Source organism: Paenibacillus konkukensis, from assembly GCF_023523925.1.
GTDB lineage: Bacteria > Bacillota > Bacilli > Paenibacillales > NBRC-103111 > Paenibacillus_S > Paenibacillus_S doosanensis.
In genome coordinates this window covers 1,712,541-1,733,673 of sequence record NZ_CP027059.1, presented here as the reverse complement: position 1 = coordinate 1,733,673, position 21,133 = coordinate 1,712,541, and the positions used below count along the sequence as shown (strand labels likewise).

General features: G+C 54.5%; 17 protein-coding genes. All 17 read left to right on the top strand.

What is annotated here, in order from left to right; translation table 11 throughout:
- The first annotated feature begins 93 nt into the window (after window positions 1–93).
- The 17 genes from SK3146_RS07655 to SK3146_RS07575 all read left to right on the top strand — a co-directional run bounded on the left by SK3146_RS07655 (window position 94) and on the right by SK3146_RS07575 (window position 21,132).
- The gene (locus tag SK3146_RS07655) at window positions 94–2,253 is read left to right on the top strand and encodes a bifunctional 2',3'-cyclic-nucleotide 2'-phosphodiesterase/3'-nucleotidase (protein ID WP_249864519.1); all 2,160 of its coding nucleotides are present in this window, start codon (window positions 94–96) and stop codon (window positions 2,251–2,253) included.
- Between the two features lie 103 nt (window positions 2,254–2,356).
- Window positions 2,357–3,265: a 5'-nucleotidase, lipoprotein e(P4) family gene (locus SK3146_RS07650; protein ID WP_349655197.1), complete on the top strand. Its 909-nt coding sequence runs from the start codon at window positions 2,357–2,359 to the stop codon at window positions 3,263–3,265.
- 204 nt (window positions 3,266–3,469) lie between these two features.
- Window positions 3,470–4,426, top strand: coding sequence for a DNA-binding transcriptional repressor DeoR (locus SK3146_RS07645; protein WP_249864518.1), 957 nt, complete (start codon window positions 3,470–3,472; stop codon window positions 4,424–4,426).
- A gap of 36 nt (window positions 4,427–4,462) precedes the next feature.
- Window positions 4,463–5,281 (top strand): purine-nucleoside phosphorylase, encoded by an 819-nt coding sequence (locus SK3146_RS07640; protein ID WP_249864517.1) that lies wholly within the window; start codon window positions 4,463–4,465, stop codon window positions 5,279–5,281.
- Window positions 5,282–5,608: 327 nt separating this feature from the next.
- On the top strand, window positions 5,609–6,637 hold the full coding sequence (locus tag SK3146_RS07635) for a BMP family lipoprotein (protein WP_375295543.1): 1,029 nt from the start codon (window positions 5,609–5,611) through the stop codon (window positions 6,635–6,637).
- Between the two features lie 106 nt (window positions 6,638–6,743).
- Window positions 6,744–8,282, top strand: a complete 1,539-nt coding sequence (locus SK3146_RS07630) for an ABC transporter ATP-binding protein (RefSeq protein WP_249864515.1) — start codon at window positions 6,744–6,746, stop codon at window positions 8,280–8,282.
- Window positions 8,279–9,349, top strand: a complete 1,071-nt coding sequence (locus SK3146_RS07625; RefSeq protein ID WP_249864514.1) for an ABC transporter permease — start codon at window positions 8,279–8,281, stop codon at window positions 9,347–9,349. The genes SK3146_RS07630 and SK3146_RS07625 overlap by 4 nt, the downstream gene beginning before the upstream one ends.
- 1 nt (window position 9,350) lies before the next feature.
- Window positions 9,351–10,316 carry an ABC transporter permease gene (locus SK3146_RS07620; RefSeq protein ID WP_249864513.1) on the top strand — a complete coding sequence of 322 codons (966 nt, stop codon included), beginning with the start codon at window positions 9,351–9,353 and terminating at the stop codon, window positions 10,314–10,316.
- 18 nt (window positions 10,317–10,334) lie between these two features.
- On the top strand, window positions 10,335–11,015 hold the full coding sequence (gene deoC, locus SK3146_RS07615) for a deoxyribose-phosphate aldolase (protein WP_249864512.1): 681 nt from the start codon (window positions 10,335–10,337) through the stop codon (window positions 11,013–11,015).
- A 65-nt stretch (window positions 11,016–11,080) separates the two neighbouring features.
- Window positions 11,081–12,385 carry an amidohydrolase family protein gene (locus tag SK3146_RS07610; RefSeq protein WP_249866218.1) on the top strand — a complete coding sequence of 435 codons (1,305 nt, stop codon included), beginning with the start codon at window positions 11,081–11,083 and terminating at the stop codon, window positions 12,383–12,385.
- Between the two features lie 75 nt (window positions 12,386–12,460).
- A complete protein-coding gene (locus tag SK3146_RS07605) occupies window positions 12,461–13,645 on the top strand; it encodes a NupC/NupG family nucleoside CNT transporter (protein WP_249864511.1) in 1,185 nt (394 codons plus the stop codon).
- A 77-nt stretch (window positions 13,646–13,722) separates the two neighbouring features.
- Window positions 13,723–15,009 (top strand): NCS2 family permease, encoded by a 1,287-nt coding sequence (locus tag SK3146_RS07600; protein WP_249866217.1) that lies wholly within the window; start codon window positions 13,723–13,725, stop codon window positions 15,007–15,009.
- Between the two features lie 701 nt (window positions 15,010–15,710).
- Window positions 15,711–17,636: an ABC transporter substrate-binding protein gene (locus SK3146_RS07595; RefSeq protein ID WP_249864510.1), complete on the top strand. Its 1,926-nt coding sequence runs from the start codon at window positions 15,711–15,713 to the stop codon at window positions 17,634–17,636.
- A 230-nt stretch (window positions 17,637–17,866) separates the two neighbouring features.
- Complete coding sequence (locus SK3146_RS07590; RefSeq protein WP_249864509.1) at window positions 17,867–18,865, top strand: ABC transporter permease; 999 nt, start codon at window positions 17,867–17,869, stop codon at window positions 18,863–18,865.
- Window positions 18,866–18,868: 3 nt separating this feature from the next.
- Window positions 18,869–19,504, top strand: coding sequence for a hypothetical protein (locus tag SK3146_RS07585; RefSeq protein WP_249864508.1), 636 nt, complete (start codon window positions 18,869–18,871; stop codon window positions 19,502–19,504).
- Entirely contained in the window at window positions 19,480–20,013 is a 534-nt protein-coding gene (locus tag SK3146_RS07580) for an ABC transporter permease (protein WP_349655216.1), read from the top strand. Before SK3146_RS07585 ends, SK3146_RS07580 begins: the two co-directional genes overlap by 25 nt.
- 60 nt (window positions 20,014–20,073) lie before the next feature.
- Entirely contained in the window at window positions 20,074–21,132 is a 1,059-nt protein-coding gene (locus tag SK3146_RS07575) for an ABC transporter ATP-binding protein (RefSeq protein WP_349655196.1), read from the top strand.
- The last annotated feature ends 1 nt before the right edge of the window (window position 21,133 follow it).

The following is a 21,133-nucleotide window of genomic DNA, read 5'->3' as shown; positions in this document are numbered from 1 at the left end:
TGTGAATCTATGTAAATGAATCCGATTTCCCTGATTTACCTCTTTACGCAGAGCCGTTCTTACTTTATGGAATGAATGATGGGAGTGATATCTATGAGAAAAACGCACAGGTTAGCCAAAGGATTATTGATCTCGGGTCTGCTGCTCAGCGGCGGGGCTTATCCGGACGGCGCGGTTCGGGCGGACGGTCCGGAGGCCGAGATGAAATTGAGAATTATGGAAACATCGGATATTCATACTCATCTTATGAATTACGATTATTACCAGGATCAGCAGTCGGAAGAGTTCGGATTTGTCAAAACCGCCTCTCATATTAAGAAAGCAAGAGAAGAGGCGAAGAACAGCCTATTGTTCGACAACGGGGATATTATCCAGGGTAACCCGCTCGGCGATTACGTCGCGCTCGTCCGCCCGCTGCAGGACGGGGAGACGCATCCGGTATATAAAGCGTTGAATTTGCTCAATTACGATGCGGGCAATATCGGGAATCATGAATTTAATTTCGGCTTGGATTTTTTGCAAAAGAGCTTGAAGGGCGCAAACTTTCCTTATGTGAACTCGAACGTGTACATAGACGATCAGGATCAAAATCCGGATAACGACCGAAACTTGTTCACGCCGTATCAAATTTTGGATAGAGGCTTCGTAGATGAAAGCGGCAGGGAGCAACGGCTGAAAATAGGCGTCATCGGCTTCGTGCCGCCGCAAATCGTGAAATGGGACAAAGCGAATTTGCAGGGCAAGGTGATCGTGAAAGACATTGTTGAGTCGGCGGAGACGTTCGTGCCGAAGATGAAAGCGGGGGGCGCCGATCTTATTATTGCCATTCCTCACTCCGGACTTGGCAGCGAGGAACGCAAAGGGATGGATGAAAACGCTTCATTTTTGCTCAGCAAAGTGAAGGACATCGACGTCATTTTATTCGGCCACGCGCATGCCGTCTTCCCGTCAGAGAGCTTCCAGGGCATTCCGGGCGTCGATGCGGACAAAGGAACGATCAACGGCATTCCCGCCGTCGAACCCGGATTTTGGGGCAATCATCTCGGCATCATTGATCTTACGCTGCAAAAAAGCGGCGGGACATGGCGGGTCGCGGACTCCCGGTCGCACACGCGGGCGATTTACGAGACGCAGGATAAGCGAATCGTACCGCTTGCGGATGCGGATGAAGAGGTGGCGAACGCCGTGAAAGATGATCACGAAGCGACGCTGGCGTATATTCGCGGGCCTGTCGGAGCGACTACGGCGCAGATTACAAGCTATTTTGCGGTCGTGCAGGACGATCCGTCCATTCAAATATTGACGAATGCCCAGAAATGGTACGTGGAGAAGCATATCGAGGGCACCGAGCTGGACGGCATTCCGGTGTTGTCGGAGGGAGCCCCGTTCAAGGCCGGCGGCAGAAGCGGACCGAACTATTATACGGATATTCCGGCAGGGACGATCGCGGTGAACAATGCGGCCGATCTGTATGTGTATCCGAACACGCTCAAGGCGGTGCTGATGACGGGTGCGGAAGTGAAAGAATGGCTAGAGATGTCGGCTCTCCAGTTCAACCAGATCGATCCGGACAAGGCCGGGGAGCAGGATTTGATCAATGCGAGCTTTCCTGCCTACAAATTCGATATTATCGACGGCGTTACGTATGAGATCGACGTGACGCAGCCGGCCAGATACGGCTCCGGCGGCAAGCTCGTCAACCCCGATGCCCACAGAATCGTTCATCTGCAATATGACGGCAAGCCGATCGATCCGAATCAAAAGTTTCTCGTCGCCACGAACAATTACCGGGCGAGCGGAGGCGGAAGCTTCCCTGGGCTGACCGGCGATAATATTGCGGTCGATTCTCCGGATGAAAACAGGGAAATTCTCATCGACTATATTAGAAACAATTCTCCGATCAACCCTTCGGCCGACGGAAATTGGTCGCTGGCGCCGATCCGGGGCAATCCGACGCTGGTGTTCGAATCGTCTCCCGCTGCCCGGGCTCTTGCCGAGAGCAGCGCCAACATCCGGTATGCGGGCATGCTCGATTCCGGCTTTGCCAAATATGAGCTGATCTTGGGCGAGGGCCGAGAGTCCGCCGCAACGACAGCCGCCCCGGGGGAAGTCTATATCGTACAGCCGGGCGACGTCTTGTCGGCGATTGCCCTGAAATACGGGATGGAATGGAGAAAGCTGGCCGAATATAACGAGCTGCCCAATCCGCACCGCATTTATCCCGGGCAGGAAATCGCCATTCCGGCTTCGTAAGCGGCAGGAGCTTCTGCGGGTTGTTTCCCGAATAGCGATCGTGTTTCGAAATGCGGAGTATATCGCCATATTCGTATGGTGAAAATTAGGAGGGGTGAACCGGATGACATCGTTAAAATCATGGAAGACGTTGACAACCGCCGTATCCGCAATGGTGATGGCGGCTTCGCTCGCAGCCTGCAGCGCGCCGGAGGCAGTCCCGGGCGGCGGGAAAGAAGCGGCGCAGCCTGCAGCTGCGGCCGCAGAACAGCCGCAATCCGCAAGCGGTGCGGAGAGTGCGGCGGAAGCGAAGTTCAATGCGATCGCCGAACAAAAGGTGATGGCTGTGTTATGGTACCAGTCCGCAGCGGAGGCGAAAGCGTTATATTACCAAGGATACAATATCGGCAAATGGAAGCTGGATGCGGCCTTGGCACAAGGCACGGCCAAAAAGCCCGCGATTGTGCTGGATTTGGATGAAACGGTATTGGACAACAGTCCGTTCGACGCCGTGGAAATTGCCTCCGGCAAAGGACATCCGTACAAATGGGACGAATGGGTGAACAAGGCGGAAGCGAAGGCCGTGCCGGGGGTCGTTGAATTTCTGAACTATGCGGACGGCAAAGGAGTCGACATTTACTATATATCCGACCGCAGCGCAGCGCAAACGGAGGCCACGGTCAAAAATTTGCAAGCCATTCAAGCTCCGCAAGCCGTCTCCGGGCACGTGCTGCTGAAGCAGCCGGAGGAGAAGGGGAAGGAAGCCCGCTTTAACCAAGTGTCCGAAACTCACGAAATCGTTTTGTTTTTCGGCGATAATCTGAAAGATTTTTACGGCTTTGTCGGTAATTCGGAGCAGGATAGAGACCGGCGGGCCGACGAAGTCCGGCAGCAGTTCGGCGATAAACTGATCGTTTTCCCGAATCCGATGTACGGCGACTGGGAAAGCGCGATTTATAACAATAACAATAAAATAAGCGCGGAGGAAAAGGACAAGCTGCGCAAAAGCCATCTTCATATTTTTGACAAATAGTTTATAGTTTGGACATACTAGGAAATAATGAGATGCAGGAATGCCCTCGGCGGTTCGTTCGTTGGAACCCGGGGGTATTTCTGTTGGGCGGAACCGGCAGGGAGTTCGTTGCATTTTTCAGTAGAATAAGGTATATTTAGAAGGTCTGAAATTAAGTTAAACAAGAAATGTACATAATTTCTTGAATGGGTGGGTGGGAATAAAGTGGAGGATGATAAGCTCAGAAAAGTTATTGAAGTCGCGAAATTATACTATCAGCTGGACTACAACCAGAACCAGATCGCCGAAATGCTAGGTTTATCGCGTCCGACCGTGTCGCGCCTGCTGCAGCAGGCCAAGGCCGAAGGGGTCGTTAAAATTCATATCGTGGACCCTGCGGAAGACTGCGAGACGTTGGCGAACGATCTGCGCGAGACGTTTCAGCTGAAGAAAGCGGTCGTCGCCTTCGTGCCGACGTATGACGATGATGTCGTCAAAAAATTTATCGGGGAAGCGGCCGCCGATTATTTGGTGAACACCGTGAAGGACAAAGATATTATCGGCGCCTCCTGGGGGCTGACGATGTATCATGTGGCCACCAACTTGCAGCACAAAAATTTGAACGATTCCCGGGTCGTTCAGTTGAACGGCGGGGTCAGCCATGCCGATATCGCCGTTTCGCCGTCCGAGATCATTTATCTGTTCAGCAGAGCGTTTCATGTATCGCCTTATTTCTTATATTTGCCGGCGATTGTCGACCATCCGCTTGTGAGACAGGCGATCACGTCGGACCGCCATATCCGCAGAGTGCTGGATTTGGGAAAGCTTGCGAATATCGCCATTTTTTCCGTAGGGCTTACGAATTCGGATTCGGTGCTCATTCAATCGAATTATTTTACGGATGAAGATTTGGAGATCATTAAGGAGAAGGCGGTCGGAGACATCTGTTCCCGCTATTTCGACGAGGATGGAAATATATGCAATACCGGGCTGGATGACCGGACGATCGGCATCGAGCTGGCGGATTTGAAACAGAAGGAACAGTCGATATTGGTGGCCGGCGGAGCGAAAAAAGTGAAGGCCATTTACGGCGCGCTTCGGGGGCAGTACGCCAACGTGCTCATCACCGACCAGAACACGGCCAAAGCGCTGCTCGCCAGGCATGAGGAGAATCGGCCGTGAGCCGGCGCTCGGGCAGTATAACGAGGAGGTTGTACTATGACATCTGCAGATCAAAGAGAACAAGCCGCGGGCTACATTAAAGAAAGACTTGCCATTACGCCGCAAATCGGACTCATTCTCGGCTCCGGCTTAGGCGTATTGGCGGATCTGATCGAAAATCCGGTCGTCATTGCGTACGAAGATATTCCCGGCTTCCCGGTTTCTACGGTAGAGGGGCATGCGGGACAGTTGGTATGCGGCATGCTGCAAGGAAAACCGGTCGTGGCGATGCAGGGACGGTTCCATTACTACGAAGGCTACGCAATGGATAAAGTCGTATTCCCGGTATTTGTCATGAAGCAGCTGGGAGTGGAGACGATCATCGTCACCAACGCCGCGGGCGGAGTGAACACATCATTCCGGCCGGGCGATTTGATGCTTATTTCCGATCATATTAACCATATGTCAGGCAACCCGCTGATCGGGCCTAACGATTCCAAGCTGGGGCCGCGGTTTCCGGATATGTCGCAGGCGTATTCGGCGAAACTGCGGGAGCTGGCGCACGGCGCCGCGGAGGCTCTGCAGATGGAGCTGCGCGAGGGCATCTACATCGGCTTTACCGGGCCGTCCTACGAAACCCCCGCGGAAATTCGCATGGCGCGGATCATGGGCGGAGACGCGGTAGGCATGTCGACCGTGCCGGAAGTGATCGCGGCGAACTATGCGGGCATCGAGGTATTGGGCATTTCATGTATTTCCAATATGGCGGCAGGCATATTGGAGCAGCCTCTTTGCCATGAAGAAGTGATCGAAACGACGGAGAAGGTGAAAACCGGTTTCGTAGCTTTGGTGAAAGAAATCGTTCAGCGAATCTGAACAACCGTACATTTTATAGGTTTCATAGTTTCTTTGAATTTTGCCTTAATCCAAGAGAACGTCGGTTCGACAATGAACCTGCGTTCTTTTTTTTCGCTTATTTTCTAGGAAAAATTAGGTTTGAACAAAATTGAAAAAATATATTTACAAAAGTTCATCGAGGCCATATAATATGAAAAGTTACATTTGATCAAAATTATTTTTAATTAATTTCAACTAATGAAAGGAGAGAGAGGGGGGTCAAGGAGTACATAACGGGCAAGCAGCGAGAGAGACTTCAGCAATCCATTTTCAAAAAAATCGAGAGGGGTTTAAAGGATGAGTATGGTGAAAAAAAGCTGGATGGCATCTTTGATCGCGACGATCGCATTGGCTATTGTTGTAACCGGTTGCGGGAGCGGCAAAACGCAGGAGGCTCCGGCAGCGGGCAACGCATCGGCCGCCAATAACGTGTCGATCGGGATGGTTACCGATATCGGAGGGGTGAACGACAATTCCTTCAACCAAAGCGCCTGGGAAGGCTTGAAAGCATTTTCGGCGGCGAAGGACGCGAAGGTGGATTACCTGCAAAGCCAAAGCGATGCGGATTATATCCCGAACCTGAATCAATTCGTCAAGGACGGACGCAGCTTGACCTGGGGCATCGGCTTTATGATGGGCGATGCCGTCAAGCAGGTCGCCGATCAGAACAAGTCGGCCAAGCTGGCGATTATCGACGCGGTCGTCGATGCGCCTAACGTCGAATCCGTCACGTTCAAAGAGAACGAAGGCTCCTATCTCGTCGGCGTCGTAGCCGGACTGATGACCAAAACGGGCAAGATCGGCTTTGTCGGAGGATCGGAAATTCCGGTGATCAAACGTTTCGAGATCGGTTTTACGGAAGGCGTGAAAGCGGTTAATCCGAGCGCCAAGGTAGTCATTAACTACACCGGAGCATTCAATGCGCCCGATCAAGGCAAAGCGACCGCAGCTACAATGTACAACGATGGCGTGGACATCATCTTCCATGCGGCGGGCTCCACGGGCGACGGGGTATTCAACGAAGCGATCGAGCGCAAGAAGAAGAACAAGGACATCTGGGTTATCGGCGTCGATAAAGACCAGTCGCTTACCTTCGGCAATGAAGTTACGCTCACATCCATGGTCAAACGCGTCGATCATGCGGTCAATCAAATTTCCAATCAGGTCGCCAAAGGCGAGTTCAAAGGCGGCATTCAGGAGCTCGGGCTTGCGGAGAACGGGGTCGGCTTGCCGGAGAACAATCCGAATATCCCCGAGGACGTGCTTAAGAAGGTTCAGGATTATGCGGTGAAGATCGTGCACGGCGATATTCAAGTTCCGACGGTGACGGAGTAAGGCTCCGGCCGGGCGAAAGAAAGGGAACGCCGGTTATTAACCGGTTTTGTCCGGGTACGGACGATGATGCAATCTTTTAGGATCAGGGGAGTAGGTGACATACGCGATGCAACAGGAGCACATCGCTGTAGAAATGCTTGGCATTACGAAGCGGTTTCCGGGAATCGTCGCCAACGATTCCATCAGCTTTAAGGTCGGAAAGGGCGAGATTCATGCGCTGCTCGGAGAAAACGGCGCAGGCAAATCGACGCTGATGAACATCTTGTTCGGGTTGTACCAGCCGGATGAGGGAGAAATTCGCATTAACGGCCGCAGCGTGCAGATTGCTGACCCGAAAACGGCGATCGAGCTCGGAATCGGGATGATCCACCAGCATTTTATGCTCGTTGAATCGTACACGGTGGTGCAAAATATTATTTTGGGGACGGAGCCGAAGAAGGGGCTAAGCATCGATTATTCCCGTGCGGAGCATAAGGTCCGCGAATTATCGGAGCGCTACGGCTTGCAGGTGGAGCCGGGCCAGCTGATCGGCGACATTTCGGTCGGGATGCAGCAGCGTGTGGAAATTCTGAAAACATTGTACCGCGGTGCGGATATTTTGATCTTTGACGAGCCAACCGCCGTGCTGACCCCGCAGGAAATTCAGGACCTGATGGCGATTATGAAAAACATGGTGAACGAGGGCAAGACGATTATATTAATCACCCACAAGCTGAAGGAAATCATGGCCGTATGCGACGGAGTCACAATCATTCGCCGGGGGAAGGTCATCGACAGCGTATCGGTCCGGGAGACGTCGCCCGACGAGCTGGCTTCCAAGATGGTCGGCAGGCAGGTCAGCTTCGCGGTGGACAAGAAGGAAGCGAACCCGCAGGAAGCGATATTGAAGCTTCATCGGGTTACGGCGCTGGACAATAGAGGCATCCCTGCCCTGAAGCAGCTGTCGCTTGAGCTGAGACGCGGCGAAATATTGGGCATTGCCGGCGTCGAGGGCAACGGGCAGCGGGAGCTTATCGAAGTGCTGACGGGCTTAAGGCGGGTGCAGAGCGGTGAAATCAGGCTTCACGGCAAGCCGGTTCATAATGCGACTCCGCGCCAAATCGCCGAATCCAGGGTCGGCTACATTCCCGAAGACCGGCAAAAAAGAGGTCTGGTGCTCGATTTTACCGTAAGCGAAAACTCCGTCCTCAAAAGCTATTATTTCCCTGATTTTCGCCGTCATACCTTTTTGGACTACGATAAAATGAGCCGGCACGCCAACCGCCTGATTCGGGAGTTCGATATCCGCACGCCGAGCGAGCATACTCCGGCCCGGGCGCTGTCCGGAGGCAATCAGCAAAAAATTATTATTGCGCGGGAGGTGGACGGCGATCCCGACGTGCTGATTGCGACGCAGCCCACCCGAGGGCTGGACGTCGGAGCGATTGAATTTATTCATAAGAAGCTGGTCGAACAGAGGGATAAAGGGAAGGCGGTGCTTCTCTATTCGCTCGAATTGGATGAAATCATGAATTTATCCGACCGGATCGCGGTGATGTATGAAGGAACGATCGTCGGGATCGTCGATCCCCGAACGACGGATGAACAGCAAATCGGGCTTATGATGTCCGGAAGCGCAGTGCGGCAAGGAGAGGAAAGCACATGAGCAAGCTTATTTACTGGTTGTTTAAAGAGTCCTCGTTAGTATCGCTGATCGCCATCGGCATCGGCTTGCTGCTTGGATCGCTGATTATGCTAGCGGGCGGATATAATCCGCTGCTGGCCTACGGCTCCTTGTTCGGTAAAGCATTCGGGGACGTATACAATACCGGGGAGACGATCCGCCAGATTACTCCGTTTATTTTTACCGGGTTATCCGTAGCCTTCGCTTTCCGGACGGGCTTGTTCAATATCGGAGCCGAAGGGCAGTTCATTATGGGGGCGCTGGCGGCCGATTTCGTCGGGATTTCCCTGCATATGCCGTGGTATATCCACGTTCCGCTGGCTGTCGTTGCAGGTGGTTTGCTCGGAGGCTTGTGGGGCTCGATAGCGGGCTATTTGAAGGCGGTTCGCGGCGTCCACGAAGTCATTACGACAATCATGCTGAACTGGATCGCGTTGTACTTGTCCAACTACTTGATCAAGGCTTGGCTGCTCGAACCCGGCCAAATGAGGTCCAAGGTCGTCGATAAGAGCGCCTGGCTGTCCTCCGCGGGATTGTCTGAGCTGTTCGGAGGCTCGCGGATTCATTACGGGATCGTTCTGGCCCTGGCGCTGGCCGCCGTCTTCTACGTGGTGCTGTGGAAAACGAAGCAAGGGTTCGAGCTGCGCGCCGTCGGGCTCAATCCCGACGCTTCGGAATATGCCGGCATCCAGGTGAACCGCAACGTAATCAAGGCGATGTTCATCAGCGGCGTCTTCGCAGGCGTCGGAGGCGTGTGCGAGGTGCTCGGCGTGTTTCATTACCAGGCGGTCAATACCGCTTTTCCGGGATACGGCCTGATGGGGATTGCGGTTGCCCTGATCGGCAGAAACAGTCCTGTCGGAGCGATCCTCGGAGCCGTGCTGATCGGCGTCTTAACCTACGGCGCTTCGGGCATGAAATTCGGAGCGGGTGTTCCCGAGGAGCTTGTCAGCATTATGATCGCCTTAATTATTTTCTTCGTAGCGGCCAATCAGATCGTGAAGCAGCTGCTGAAGCTGACAGCCAAGAACAAGAAGGAGGTGCTGTAGAATGCAATTCCTCCAAATGACCGGCGAGCTGATGCATACGACGATCGTATTTGCGACCGCGCTCGTGTTCGCTTCGCTCGGAGCGTTGTATTCGGAGCGCGCGGGCGTGGCGAACATCGCCCTGGAAGGATTAATGACGGTAGGAGCCTTCACAGCGGCCATCGTCACGTATTTCGTGGAAACGCAGCTCGGCGGCGGCGCGGTTTCTCCGTGGATCGGCTTTGCGGCGGCCGTCGCGGCAGGGACGATCTTCGCCGTGCCGCATGCGGTGGCATCGGTAACCTATAAGGCGGATCAGATCGTAAGCGGTGTGGCGCTTAATTTCCTGGCGATAGGAATCACGATTTATTTGTGCAAGGTCATCCTTCACGGAGCGGCGCAGACGCCTACGCTGAAGGCGGTGTTCACCAAGTGGGATATTCCGTTCCTATCCGAAATACCGTTTCTGGGTCATGCCGTGTTCAGCGCCTATCCAACCAGCTATCTGGCGTTTATGCTGGTCGCCGTCTCGGTGTTCGTGCTGTATAAAACGCCGTTCGGCCTTCGCCTGCGCGCCGTCGGCGAGCATCCGAAAGCGGCCGATTCGATGGCGATCAGCGTCTCGAAGATGCGCTATATGGCCGTGATGATCAGCGGGGCGCTGGCGGCTATGGGCGGAGCGACGGTGACGCTGACGACGACAAGCAACTTCTCGCACAGCACGATCTCGGGCCAAGGATATATCGCTCTGGCGGCGTTAATTTTCGGCAAATGGAGGCCGGTTGCGGGGATGTGCGCCGCCTTGTTCTTCGGGATTGCTTCGGCGTTGAAGTCGGTCTTTCAGGTGCACGGCATTACCGATTATATCCCCGTCGATTTTATTTACATTTTCCCGTACGCGTTAACGATTCTCGTACTGGCCGGATTCGTCGGACGCGCGGTGGCGCCGGCGGCTTTGGGCAAGCCCTATGAAAAAGGACAAAGGTAAGCGAAGGAGAGAAGCGGCATGGACGAAATAGCCAAAAAAATCGATCATACGTTATTGAAAGCGGAATGCACGAGAGAGGACATTATCAGGCTGTGCGCCGAAGCGAAGGAATATGGTTTGGCTTCCGTGTGCGTGAACCCGTATTGGGTGCGGCTGGCAGCCAAGCTGCTTGAAGGCAGCGGGGTGAAGGTGTCCACCGTTGTCGGCTTTCCTCTGGGAGCGACCAGCACGTTCGTCAAGATCGCCGAGGCCAAGGACGCCATCGCCGGCGGAGCTGCGGAAATCGACATGGTGCTGAATATCGGGGTGCTGAAATCGGGCGACTTCGAGACGGTGAAGAAGGACATCGAGGGCGTTGTCATTGCCTGCGAAGGGCAGGCTGCGGTCAAGGTCATTCTGGAGACGGGTCTGCTCTCCTACGAGGAGAAGATTATCGCCTGCTCGATTTGCAAGATGGAGGGCGCCGACTTCGTCAAAACGTCCACCGGCTTCGGGCCGGGCGGGGCGACGACGGACGACATCGCGCTGATGCGCAAGACGATCGGGCCGAACATGGGCGTCATGGCCTCCGGGGGAATCCGGGATCTGGTCACCGCCAGGCAGATGATCGGCGCCGGCGCGACGCGGATCGGCACCAGCGCCGGCGTCGAAGTCGTCATCGGGGGCAAAGGCGAGTTCAACCGGAAGGACGGCGAATGACGAAACTTGAAGGAGCGGGAGGGAGAAGCTTGAGAACAGCGTATATCCACGGTCATTTTTTTACGATGGATTCCGAATACCGGACTATGGATCGGGGAATGATGGTGGTCGAGAGAGGGGCGATCGTTTATATCGGCGATCATGCGGAAGAGCTGCTGGCCGGAGCGGACGAGATCGTCGATCTGGCTGGCAAATGGGTGCTGCCCGGGCTTGTTAATACTCATTCCCATATCGTGATGACGATTCTCCGGGGCGTCGGTGACGATATGCTGCTGAAGCCTTGGCTGGAGACGCGAATTTGGCCGATGGAGTCCAGATTTACGACGGAGATCGCTGCTGCCAGCGCCAGGTTGGGCATTCTGGAAATGCTGAAGTCCGGAACGACGACATTCTCCGATATGTTTAATCCTGCAGGCATCGACGCCGATGCGGTGATGCAAGCCGTCGCCGAGACGGGAATCCGCGGTGCCTTCTCGTATACGATATTCAGTATGGGCACGCTGCGGGAGCAGCAGGCGAATCTTGCCGGAGCGGAGCGGTTTGCCCGGCGTTACAAGACGGCCGCGGACGGCCGGCTGACGACGATGGTCGCCCCCCACAGCCCGTATGCCTGCACTCCGCATGCGTTAGTCGAAAGCGTGCGGATAGCGCATGAGAACGATCTGATGCTGCACATTCACGTCTCCGAGACGGAGACCGAGGTAAGCGACATCGAGCGGCGCTACGGCGTGCGGCCGGTCGAGCATCTGCGCCGTCTGGGCCTCTTCGGCCGGCCGGCGGTGATGGCGCACGGCGTCGTGCTGAATGACGAAGAGCGGCAGATCATGAAGCGGCACGACGTGAGGGTCGCCCATAATCCGATCAGCAATCTGAAGCTGGGTTCGGGCATCGCAGACGTCGGCCGGCTTCTGGACGCCGGGATTAAGGTCGGCATTGCGACCGACGGCGTCGCTTCTAACAATAATTTCGATATGTTCGAAGAGATGCGGACTGCTGCGCTGCTGCAGAAGGGAACGGCCAAAGACGCCGGACGGCTGCCTGCCCCTACCGTATACGCTATGGCTACGCGGATGGGAGCCGAAGCGATCGGCATGAGCCATACGGGCTCTCTCGAGCGCGGGAAACGGGCCGATTTTATTACCATCGATCCGTATGACAAGCCGCATTTGCAGCCGGTGAGCAGGGCGTCTTCGCATCTGCTGTACTCCGTCTGCGGCCGGGATGTTTGCGATGTGTATATCGACGGAAACGTCGTCGTGAAGAACGGACAATGCTTGACGATGGACGAAGAGAAAGTAATGGCCGAGGCGAATCGGCTGCTGAGCCGTATCGGCGAACCCCGGCACGGGGCGCCAGCGGCCGGCCGGTGAACCGGCGGTCGGCCTTACGGCCGACGACTGGACGACAGCGTACCGTGAATCTTACTTGCAGATGGGTGTGACATCATGAATTTGATATTTCTACTGACAGGTTTATTGTTTGTGCTCGGGATCGCTTATCTTTTCAGCAACGGCCGGAAGAAGATCCGGATCAGACCTGCCGCTACGATGATTGCCATTCAGCTCATTCTGGCCTTCGTGCTGCTGAATACGGAAGCGGGGATCGGGATCGTAAGTTATTTGTCTCTGATGTTCAATAAGCTGCTGGAGATGGCGGATACGGGAATCGATTTCGTGTTCGGCGGTCTGGAGAACGAAGGCGCGTTTACGTTTTATTTGCATGTGCTGCTTCCGATTATTTTTATTTCCATTCTGATCGGAATTTTTAATTATTTCAAAATTCTTCCTTTTGTCATTAAACATGTGGGAAGAGCGTTGAGCAAAATCAACGGCATGGGCAGGCTCGAAAATTATATTGCGGTTTCGACCGCGGTATTAGGCCAGCCGGAAGTTTATTTAACGGTTAAAAAGCAGCTGAGACTCGTATCGGAGAAACGTCTGTATACGTTCTGTACATCCGGTATGAGCGCTGTAAGCATGGCGATCGTCGGTTCTTATATGAAAATGCTCGAGCCCAAGTATGTCGTCATCGGCGTCGTTCTGAACATTTTGTCGGCTCTGATCGTTGCCAGCATCATCAACCCTTACGAAGTCAAAGACGAAGAGGATCTTCTGCTGCTGGAGGACGGGGAGGCCAAGCCTGCTTTCTTCGAAATGGTCGGCGACAGCATTATGGACGGCTTCAAGATCGCCTGCGTCGTCGCCGCCATGCTGGTCGGTTATGTCGCATTAATGAGCTTGCTTAACTATGCTTTCACCGGAGCTTTCCATATCTCATTCCAGACGGCTCTCGGCTACGTGTTCGCTCCCATCGCCTTTCTTATGGGGGTGCCGATGCACGAAACCGTACATGCGGGGAGTATTATGGCGACCAAAATCGTGACCAATGAATTTGTCGCGATGCAGGGATTTCAATCGCTGGCGGCCAGTCTGTCTCCGAAGACGATCGGCATCTTATCCGTCTACCTGGTGAGCTTCGCCAATTTCGGCACGATCGGCACGCTTATCGGCGGCATTAAAGCTTTGGATGAGAAGCAGGGGAATCAGGCGGCGCGTTTCGGGCTCAAGCTGCTTCTGGGCTCGACGCTGGCTTCGGTCATCTCGGCTACGGTTGCCGGAACTTTCTTATAACAACAAGATTCATTTCATAGAAGTTATGCATGCAAAGCATAATGGGGCGGGTTAGGGGTTGAAATGGGGGAAGAATGATGATTCAACGTTTTAACCGGCATTTTGCGCTCGAAGCGCATGGAACGACATGGAGAAGGGAGCTCATGGCCGGGCTCACTTCCTTTTTTACTTGCGCCTATATCGTATTGGTCAATCCATTGATTTTGCAGGATTCGGGAATACCGTTAAGCGCCGGCGTCATGGCCACGCTGGTCGCTTCGATCGTCGGCTGCCTGTTGATGGCTCTTTGGGCGAATGCGCCCATTATTGTCATTCCGGGCATGGGGCTGAACGCTTTTTTCAGTTATACGATCGTTCAGTCGCTGGGGCTTTCCTGGCAGCAGGGGCTGGCGGCCGTTACGGTCAGCGGCATTCTCTTTCTAATCGTGAGCGTCACTTCGTTCGGGGGCCGAATCGTCGGCGCCGTCCCGCCTTCCTTGAAGCACGGCATTACGGCGGGCATCGGCCTGCTGCTGACCTTTATCGGATTGCAAAAAGGAGAAATCATCAGGTCCGGCTCGGCGACGCTGGTTACTGTGGGCAGCTTCCACAATCCGGTGATGCTGTCGACGCTGGCGGGTTTGGCCGTTACGTTTATGCTGTTCGTACGAAACGTGAAGGGCAGCTTGCTCATCGGGATTTTCGTCACCAGCCTTATTACTTTTGCCGGTACCGGAAAAGCGAACATGACGACGGAGGCGCTGGATGTCCGGGCTTACGGGCGGATCATGACTTCCATTGATTTTCATCTATGGCAGGTCCCGTTCTGGATCGCCGTCTTCTCCATGACCATGATCGTGCTGTTCGAAAATATGGGACTGCTGAGCGGGATGCTCCCGGATGCGCGAAAGTTCCCCAGGGCTTATCAGACGGTAGCCTTCTCCGCCGTGCTCTCCGGCCTGCTCGGTACAAGTCCGACCATCGCTTCCGCGGAAAGCGCGTCGGGGATATCGGAGGGAGGAAGGACGGGCATCCCCGCCTTGATCACCGCTGTCCTGCTCGGGGTATCGGCTCTGGCGCTGCCGTTCATCGGAATGATTCCCGGCAATGCGGTCGCTCCGGTACTGATCGTCATCGGGGCGCTGATGATGAAGAGCGTGCAGGAAATTCCTTTTCACGATCTGTCGGAGGTGTTTCCGGCCTTCCTGATCATCGTCTGTATCCCTTTAACTTCAAGCATCGCCGACGGGCTTGCTTTCGGCTTCATCGCTTACCCGCTGATGAAGCTGGCGACCGGTCAGTTCAAGCAGGTGCCTGCGATGCTCTACGTCATTGCAGCGCTGTTCATGCTCAATTTCATCGCATCCTCGGTCTATGTGCATTAGAGCGGGAGCGGCGGCCCGCCTCGGCAGGCAGCGCTTATGCAGCTTCCGTTCGTAAGAGCGAACCGTAAATTCACCGGCCCGCGACTGCCGTGGCAGCACGACATGGCAGACACGCGGGCTGCTTCTGTGCGTACGGGGCGATCCCATGAAAATAATTTCATAACATAAAGCTATTGCATTATGAATCAATCCAATGTAGTATTTAATTAAGCGCTTACAAACCATATTCAACCAACATCCCCTGATTAAACCGGTTTAATCATGGCGCGACAGATCATCGTACCGACACCCGCATCTCTGCATACCACACACCGCACGATTTCATAACCCATGCCTACAACATCCCATGTCCTGCTGTATAGATTGGAATTGGAGCCCGCCGTTAACTGCTGCCATGAACCGCTGAATGCAGTCATTCATCCCGATACGGCGCTTTTTGCTGCGGACGCTCCCCCTTCGTAAGGATTTGATAAAGGTTTATCCGACTCTGTTATTAAACCGGTTTAATTCTCCTTTAAACCGATTTAATGATTCAAGGAGGTGAGAACGCACCAAGGGCAGCGCCGCATCCCGACATTTGGCCGGCCGCATGCCGCGCATCGGCGTAAGTACGCCGCAGTACAGGTTGATTCCTCAGGTAGTCGTTGTCAGATATGATCATGGAGGGGATTATGTTGAGAAGCAGATGGTATCTTGTTTGTATGATTTTCCTTATGGTCTTCGCTTTGGCGGCATGCGAAAGCGATCCGGGCTCACCGGCCACAGCACAGGTTACTCCGGCGCCGCCTCCTGTCGCTCCGGAGAAAATAGACGCCTTCAAAGAAGCGCCTATGCTCAACAAGCTGGTCGGGGCAGGAACCTTGAAGCCCGTCGCCGAACGGATGCCGGCGAAAGAAGACACTATGGTGGAGAAGGTCGTCGAGGAGACGGGAACCTACGGAGGCGATTGGAAGCTGCCGTGGGGCGGACCGAACGACCGCTGGACGGTTGGCCAGCCGACGGAAGAAGCGCTCTTTCGCTTCAACAAGGACGGAAGCACGGTAGAGCCTAATGTCGCCAAAGGCTACGACGTCAATAAAGACTCCACCGAATTTACCATTTATTTGCGAAAAGGCATGAAGTGGTCGGACGGCGAGCCGTTTACGGCCGACGACGTTCTCTTTTATTGGGAGCATATGCTGACCAAAGAAACCTTCGGCAAAAAAATATACGACGCTTACTATTCGGTCGATCCGGTCACCGGCGACAAAGCGTTGGCCCAGGTCGTGAAAGTGGACGATTATACGTTCAAGGTCATACATAAATATCCGAGCGTGCAGTTTCTGGAGCGCGTTGCGATCGACAACAAATGGTTTTTTGCGCCGGCCCATTTCCAGAAGACGATTTTGCCCGAGTTTATCGGCGACGACAAGGCGCTGGAGACGGCCAAGAAGTGGGGCTTCGAGGATGTCAAGTCGTTCCTTGTAGCGACCGGCTATTACTATTGGATTTACCCGCAAATCCCGACGCTGAGAGCATGGGTGGCGAAGAACGATCCGAACAGCGATCAGTTCATTATGGAACGCAATCCGTATTATTGGAAAGTGGACGCGGCAGGCAATCAGCTGCCTTATATGGACCGGATCGTAGCGACGAAGGTGCAGGACCCTGCGCAGCGCGTGCTCGGCACGCTGGCGGGTGATTATAACCTGCTCGAATTCGATTTCAAGGATTTCACGGTGCTGAAGGAAAACGAGAAGAAAGCGAACTTCCGGGTCATTCCATGGAACACGCCGTCCTGGTCCAGCGCAGGTATTCAGCTGAATCAGACGATCGACGATCCTAATTTGCGCAAGCTGTTCCAGGACAGCAAGTTCAGGGAAGCGCTGTCCGTCGCCGTAGACCGCAAGGAGATTTCGGAGATTGTAACGAACGGACTCGGAGCCCCGCAGCAGGCTTCGGTGCCGGAAGGGCTGGTCGGTTACCAGAAGGGCTGGGCCGATCAGTGGAGCGCATACGATCCGAAGCGGGCCGACCAGCTGCTCGACGAGCTCGGACTCACGAAGCGCGACAAAAATAATTTCCGTCTCAACGCGGACGGCTCGGATTTAACGATTACGATCATTGAACCGAGCACGAGCACGGCTTCGTTCCTGGAGCTGGTCAAGAAGTATTACGAAGCGGTCGGCATCAAGGTCGATTTGAAGGTCGTCGATCAGGGGACGCATCAGGAGCTGAAATATTCGAATAAAATTCCGGCGACCGCCGAAAATATTTCGGTCGTCAACGTATCGTTCAGACCGGATACGCTCGTTCCGCTAAGGGTGCTGACCCCATGGTACGGACATTACGGCTTATATACTTCTTCCAACGGCAAAGAAGGGGTGAAGCCGGAAGGCGACGTAGCTCTAATTATGGATTACTGGAATAAGGTGAAGGCTTCGACGACGAAGGAGGAGATTACCAAGTGGAGCAATGAGATCATTAAGCTTCATCAGAAGAACCAGTGGATTATCGGCTATGCGGGCCCGACGCCCAAGCTGATCGTCGCCTCCAATAAAATGCATAACGTGCCGAAGGATCTCATTCACTGCGACGAATTCCGCAGTCTCGGTCACGGCCATCCGGCGCAGTTTTTCATCAAATAACTACCGAAACCGGCGGGCAAGAGTCTGTCCGACGGAGTTACGTTTGTGCATATTGAACGAATAATGACTGTATATTTCTCCGCTGACGCTGCTTAATTACTGTCATTTTGCCTATATACCTTCTACGTCGTTCATCGGACAGACTCGTAACGGAAGGGAATCGTTATTCCCCTCCGTTACCCCGTCGTCTCAGCCGTATCGGAGCTTAAGGAGAGAGAGGATAGGATCAGATGCTCCCTTATATCGCAAGAAGAATCGTTATGGTCATCCCCGTCGTTATCGTCATTTCGATTATCGTGTTTTATATTATCCAGCTGCCTCCCGGCGACTACGTCTCCAGCTATGCGGCCAAAATGTCCGTAGCCGGCGACGTGATGTCGCAGCAGGACATGGATGAGATGAGGGCGAGCCTGAAGCTCGACAAGCCGTGGTTCGTCCAATATTTGCTGTGGATGAAGAACATTATACTTCACTTTGACTTCGGGTATTCCTTTAACTACAACAAGCCGGTGATGGCGGTGATCGAGCAGTATATGGCGCTCACGCTGATCGTGTCGCTCGTCACGATGGCCTTCACGTATTTGGTCGCCGTGCCCATCGGCATTTACTGTGCGGTGCGGCAGTATTCGGCGGGAGACTATATTTTCTCCGCCATCGGTTTTCTCGGGATGGCGACGCCGCATTTTTTGCTGGCGATCATCTTAATGTATCTTTCGTATGAATATTTCGGCGATCCGCTGCTCGGACTATTTTCCAGCGATTACGTGAATGCGGCCTGGTCGGTCGGCAAGGTGCTCGATTTGCTGAAGCATATGATCATTCCCGTCATCGTCATCGGATTGGCCAATACGGCGGAGCTGATCCGCGTCATGCGGGGGCAAATGCTGGACGAACTGAACAAGCCGAACGTCGTCACCGCAAGAGCCAAAGGCTTGTCGGAGACGAAAATTTTGCTGAAATATCCGACGCGCGCCGCCTTGAATCCGATCGTCAGCACGCTGGGCTGGTCGCTAACTTCGATTTTTACGGGATCGACGATTACGGCGATCGTGCTCAATCTGCCGATTCAGGGGCCAGTTATGTATAACGCCCTGCTAGGCCAGGATATGTATCTGGCGGGCACGTGGCTCTTGTTTATGGCCGTATTGACGGTCATCGGGACGTTAATCTCGGACATATTGCTGGCATGGCTCGACCCCAAAATTCGCACAGAGTTCAGGGGGATGTAATCGATGAAAACGATAACGATATTCCGCAAGCCGGATATAGTCGGCAGGAAGCCCGCCAAGCAGGAAGACGCCTATTACAGCTCTCAATGGCGCCTGATGTACCAACGGCTGAAGAAGCATAAGCTGGCCCGCATCAGTCTGGTCATCTTGTCGCTGTTCTACGCGGCCGCCTTGTTCGCCCAGTTCCTCGCGCCTTACGGCCTGCAAAGCTATGACAGCAAATATGTCAACGCGCCGCCGATGGGCCTGCATTTTGTCAATGCGGACGGCAAGTTTCACCTCCGCCCCTTTGTCTATGAACTGAAGTCCGGCCGTGATCCGGTCACCTTCCGCAAAATATTCGTCGATGACGAGACGATTCAGTATTCGCTCCGCTTCTTTGTCGAAGGGGAGAGCTACAAATTTCTCGGTCTGATCCCGACGAGCACGCATCTGTTCGGGGTCGAGCAGCCGGGCAGGCTGTTTCTGTTCGGCACGGACGGCATGGGGCGGGACCTGTTCTCGAGAATTGTGCTGGGCAGCCAAATCTCGCTGAGCATTCCTTTGATCGGCGTCGCGATCAGCTTCGTTCTCGGCCTAATGATCGGGGCGTCTCCGGCTATTTCGGCGGCTGGATCGACTCGGTCATTCAACGGCTGATCGAGATCATCCGCTCCTTCCCGACGCTTCCGCTGTGGATGGCGCTCTCGGCGGCCATTCCGCCCCGGATTCCGGTCGTCACGATGTATATTTATATCGTCATTATTTTCGCTTTTATCGGCTGGACCGATCTGGCTCGCGTGGCTCGGGGGAAATTCATTTCGCTGAAAAACGAGGAATATGTCATGGCGGCGAAAATAGCCGGCGTCAGCGATGCGAAAATTATCGTCAAGCATCTGCTTCCCGGCTTCATCAGTTATCTGGTGGTAGCGACGACGCTGGCTATCCCCGGGATGATTCTCGGCGAGACGGCGATGAGCTTCCTCGGCCTCGGCATTCGTTCGCCCGCGACCAGCTGGGGCGTGCTGCTGCAGGAAGCGCAGCAGATCGACAACGTGGCGCTCTATCCTTGGAAGTTAATTCCTCTGGGATTCGTTATTATCGCCGTGCTGACCTTTAACTTTTTGGGCGACGGCCTGCGCGACGCCGCCGATCCGTACAAGAGATAGCGGCGAGCTGTCGGTCCGGCAAGACGGACTTTATTTAACCTACAAAGCGAGGGGATCGTATTGGCTTCTCAAGCTTCGGCAACGGAAATTGCGGCAAGGACGGAAGAAGATCCGCTTTTGTCCGTGCAAAATTTGAAAATCCGCATCCAAATGGACAACGGGGAAATGAAAGCGGTAGACGGGGTCGATTTCGAAATCAAGCGAGGGAAGACGCTGGGCCTCGTCGGCGAGTCGGGCTGCGGCAAGAGCTTGACCAGCCGGGCTATTATCGGGATTAATCCGAAGGAATGCGAGACGACCGGCCGCATTATGTATCATTCGGCGGAGGAGAAGGCGCTGCAGCAGCTCGACCTGCTGTCGCTGGGACCGCGCAGCAAACAGATCCGTTCGATTCGCGGCCGCAAAATCGCGATGATCTTCCAGGAGCCGATGACCGCCTTCTCGCCGATGTATACGATCGGCAATCAGATTATGGAGGCGATTCGGATACACCGCACGAAGGATAAGCGGGAAGCGAAGCGAATTGCGCTGGAGATGCTCGGCAAGGTCGGCATCTCCGACCAGGAGAAGCGGTTCGATCAATATCCGCATGAATTTTCCGGCGGCATGCGTCAGCGGGCGATGATCTCGATGGCTCTGTCGTGCAACCCCGAGCTCCTGATTGCCGACGAGCCGACGACCGCGCTTGACGTTACGATCCAGGCGCAGGTGCTGGAGCTGATGAAGCAGCTGCAACAGGAATTCGGTATGGCGATCCTGCTCGTCACGCATGATCTGGGCATCATTGCCGAAATGTGCGACGAGGTGGCCGTCATGTATTTGGGGAGGATCGTGGAGCAGTCGACGGTCGACGGCATTTTCTACAACCCGAAGCATCCGTATACGAAGGGCCTGCTCCGCTCGATGCCGAAGCTCGGGGCCGACAAGCAGAAGCGGCTCGATTCCATCGAGGGCACCGTGCCGATGCCGATCAATATGCCGCCGATGTGCGGCTTCTACGACCGCTGCAAGGAGCGGATCGAGGGCGTATGCAATACGCAGGCTCCTCCGGCGACCCGGATATCCGGCAATCATACGGTGCGGTGTTTCTTGTACAAGGATGGAGGCGAAGGCAACTAAT

Excerpts from the sequence above, each read along its gene's own strand:
- SK3146_RS07655 (WP_249864519.1), top strand. The coding sequence starts at position 94 with ATGAGAAAAACGCACAGGTTAGCCAAAGGATTATTGATCTCGGGTCTG.
- SK3146_RS07650 (WP_349655197.1), top strand. The coding sequence starts at position 2,357 with ATGACATCGTTAAAATCATGGAAGACGTTGACAACCGCCGTATCCGCA.
- SK3146_RS07640 (WP_249864517.1), top strand. The coding sequence starts at position 4,463 with ATGACATCTGCAGATCAAAGAGAACAAGCCGCGGGCTACATTAAAGAA.
- SK3146_RS07630 (WP_249864515.1), top strand. The coding sequence starts at position 6,744 with ATGCAACAGGAGCACATCGCTGTAGAAATGCTTGGCATTACGAAGCGG.
- SK3146_RS07625 (WP_249864514.1), top strand. The coding sequence starts at position 8,279 with ATGAGCAAGCTTATTTACTGGTTGTTTAAAGAGTCCTCGTTAGTATCG.
- SK3146_RS07620 (WP_249864513.1), top strand. The coding sequence starts at position 9,351 with ATGCAATTCCTCCAAATGACCGGCGAGCTGATGCATACGACGATCGTA.
- deoC (WP_249864512.1), top strand. The coding sequence starts at position 10,335 with ATGGACGAAATAGCCAAAAAAATCGATCATACGTTATTGAAAGCGGAA.
- SK3146_RS07610 (WP_249866218.1), top strand. The coding sequence starts at position 11,081 with ATGGATTCCGAATACCGGACTATGGATCGGGGAATGATGGTGGTCGAG.
- SK3146_RS07605 (WP_249864511.1), top strand. The coding sequence starts at position 12,461 with ATGAATTTGATATTTCTACTGACAGGTTTATTGTTTGTGCTCGGGATC.
- SK3146_RS07600 (WP_249866217.1), top strand. The coding sequence starts at position 13,723 with ATGATTCAACGTTTTAACCGGCATTTTGCGCTCGAAGCGCATGGAACG.
- SK3146_RS07595 (WP_249864510.1), top strand. The coding sequence starts at position 15,711 with ATGATTTTCCTTATGGTCTTCGCTTTGGCGGCATGCGAAAGCGATCCG.
- SK3146_RS07590 (WP_249864509.1), top strand. The coding sequence starts at position 17,867 with ATGCTCCCTTATATCGCAAGAAGAATCGTTATGGTCATCCCCGTCGTT.
- SK3146_RS07585 (WP_249864508.1), top strand. The coding sequence starts at position 18,869 with ATGAAAACGATAACGATATTCCGCAAGCCGGATATAGTCGGCAGGAAG.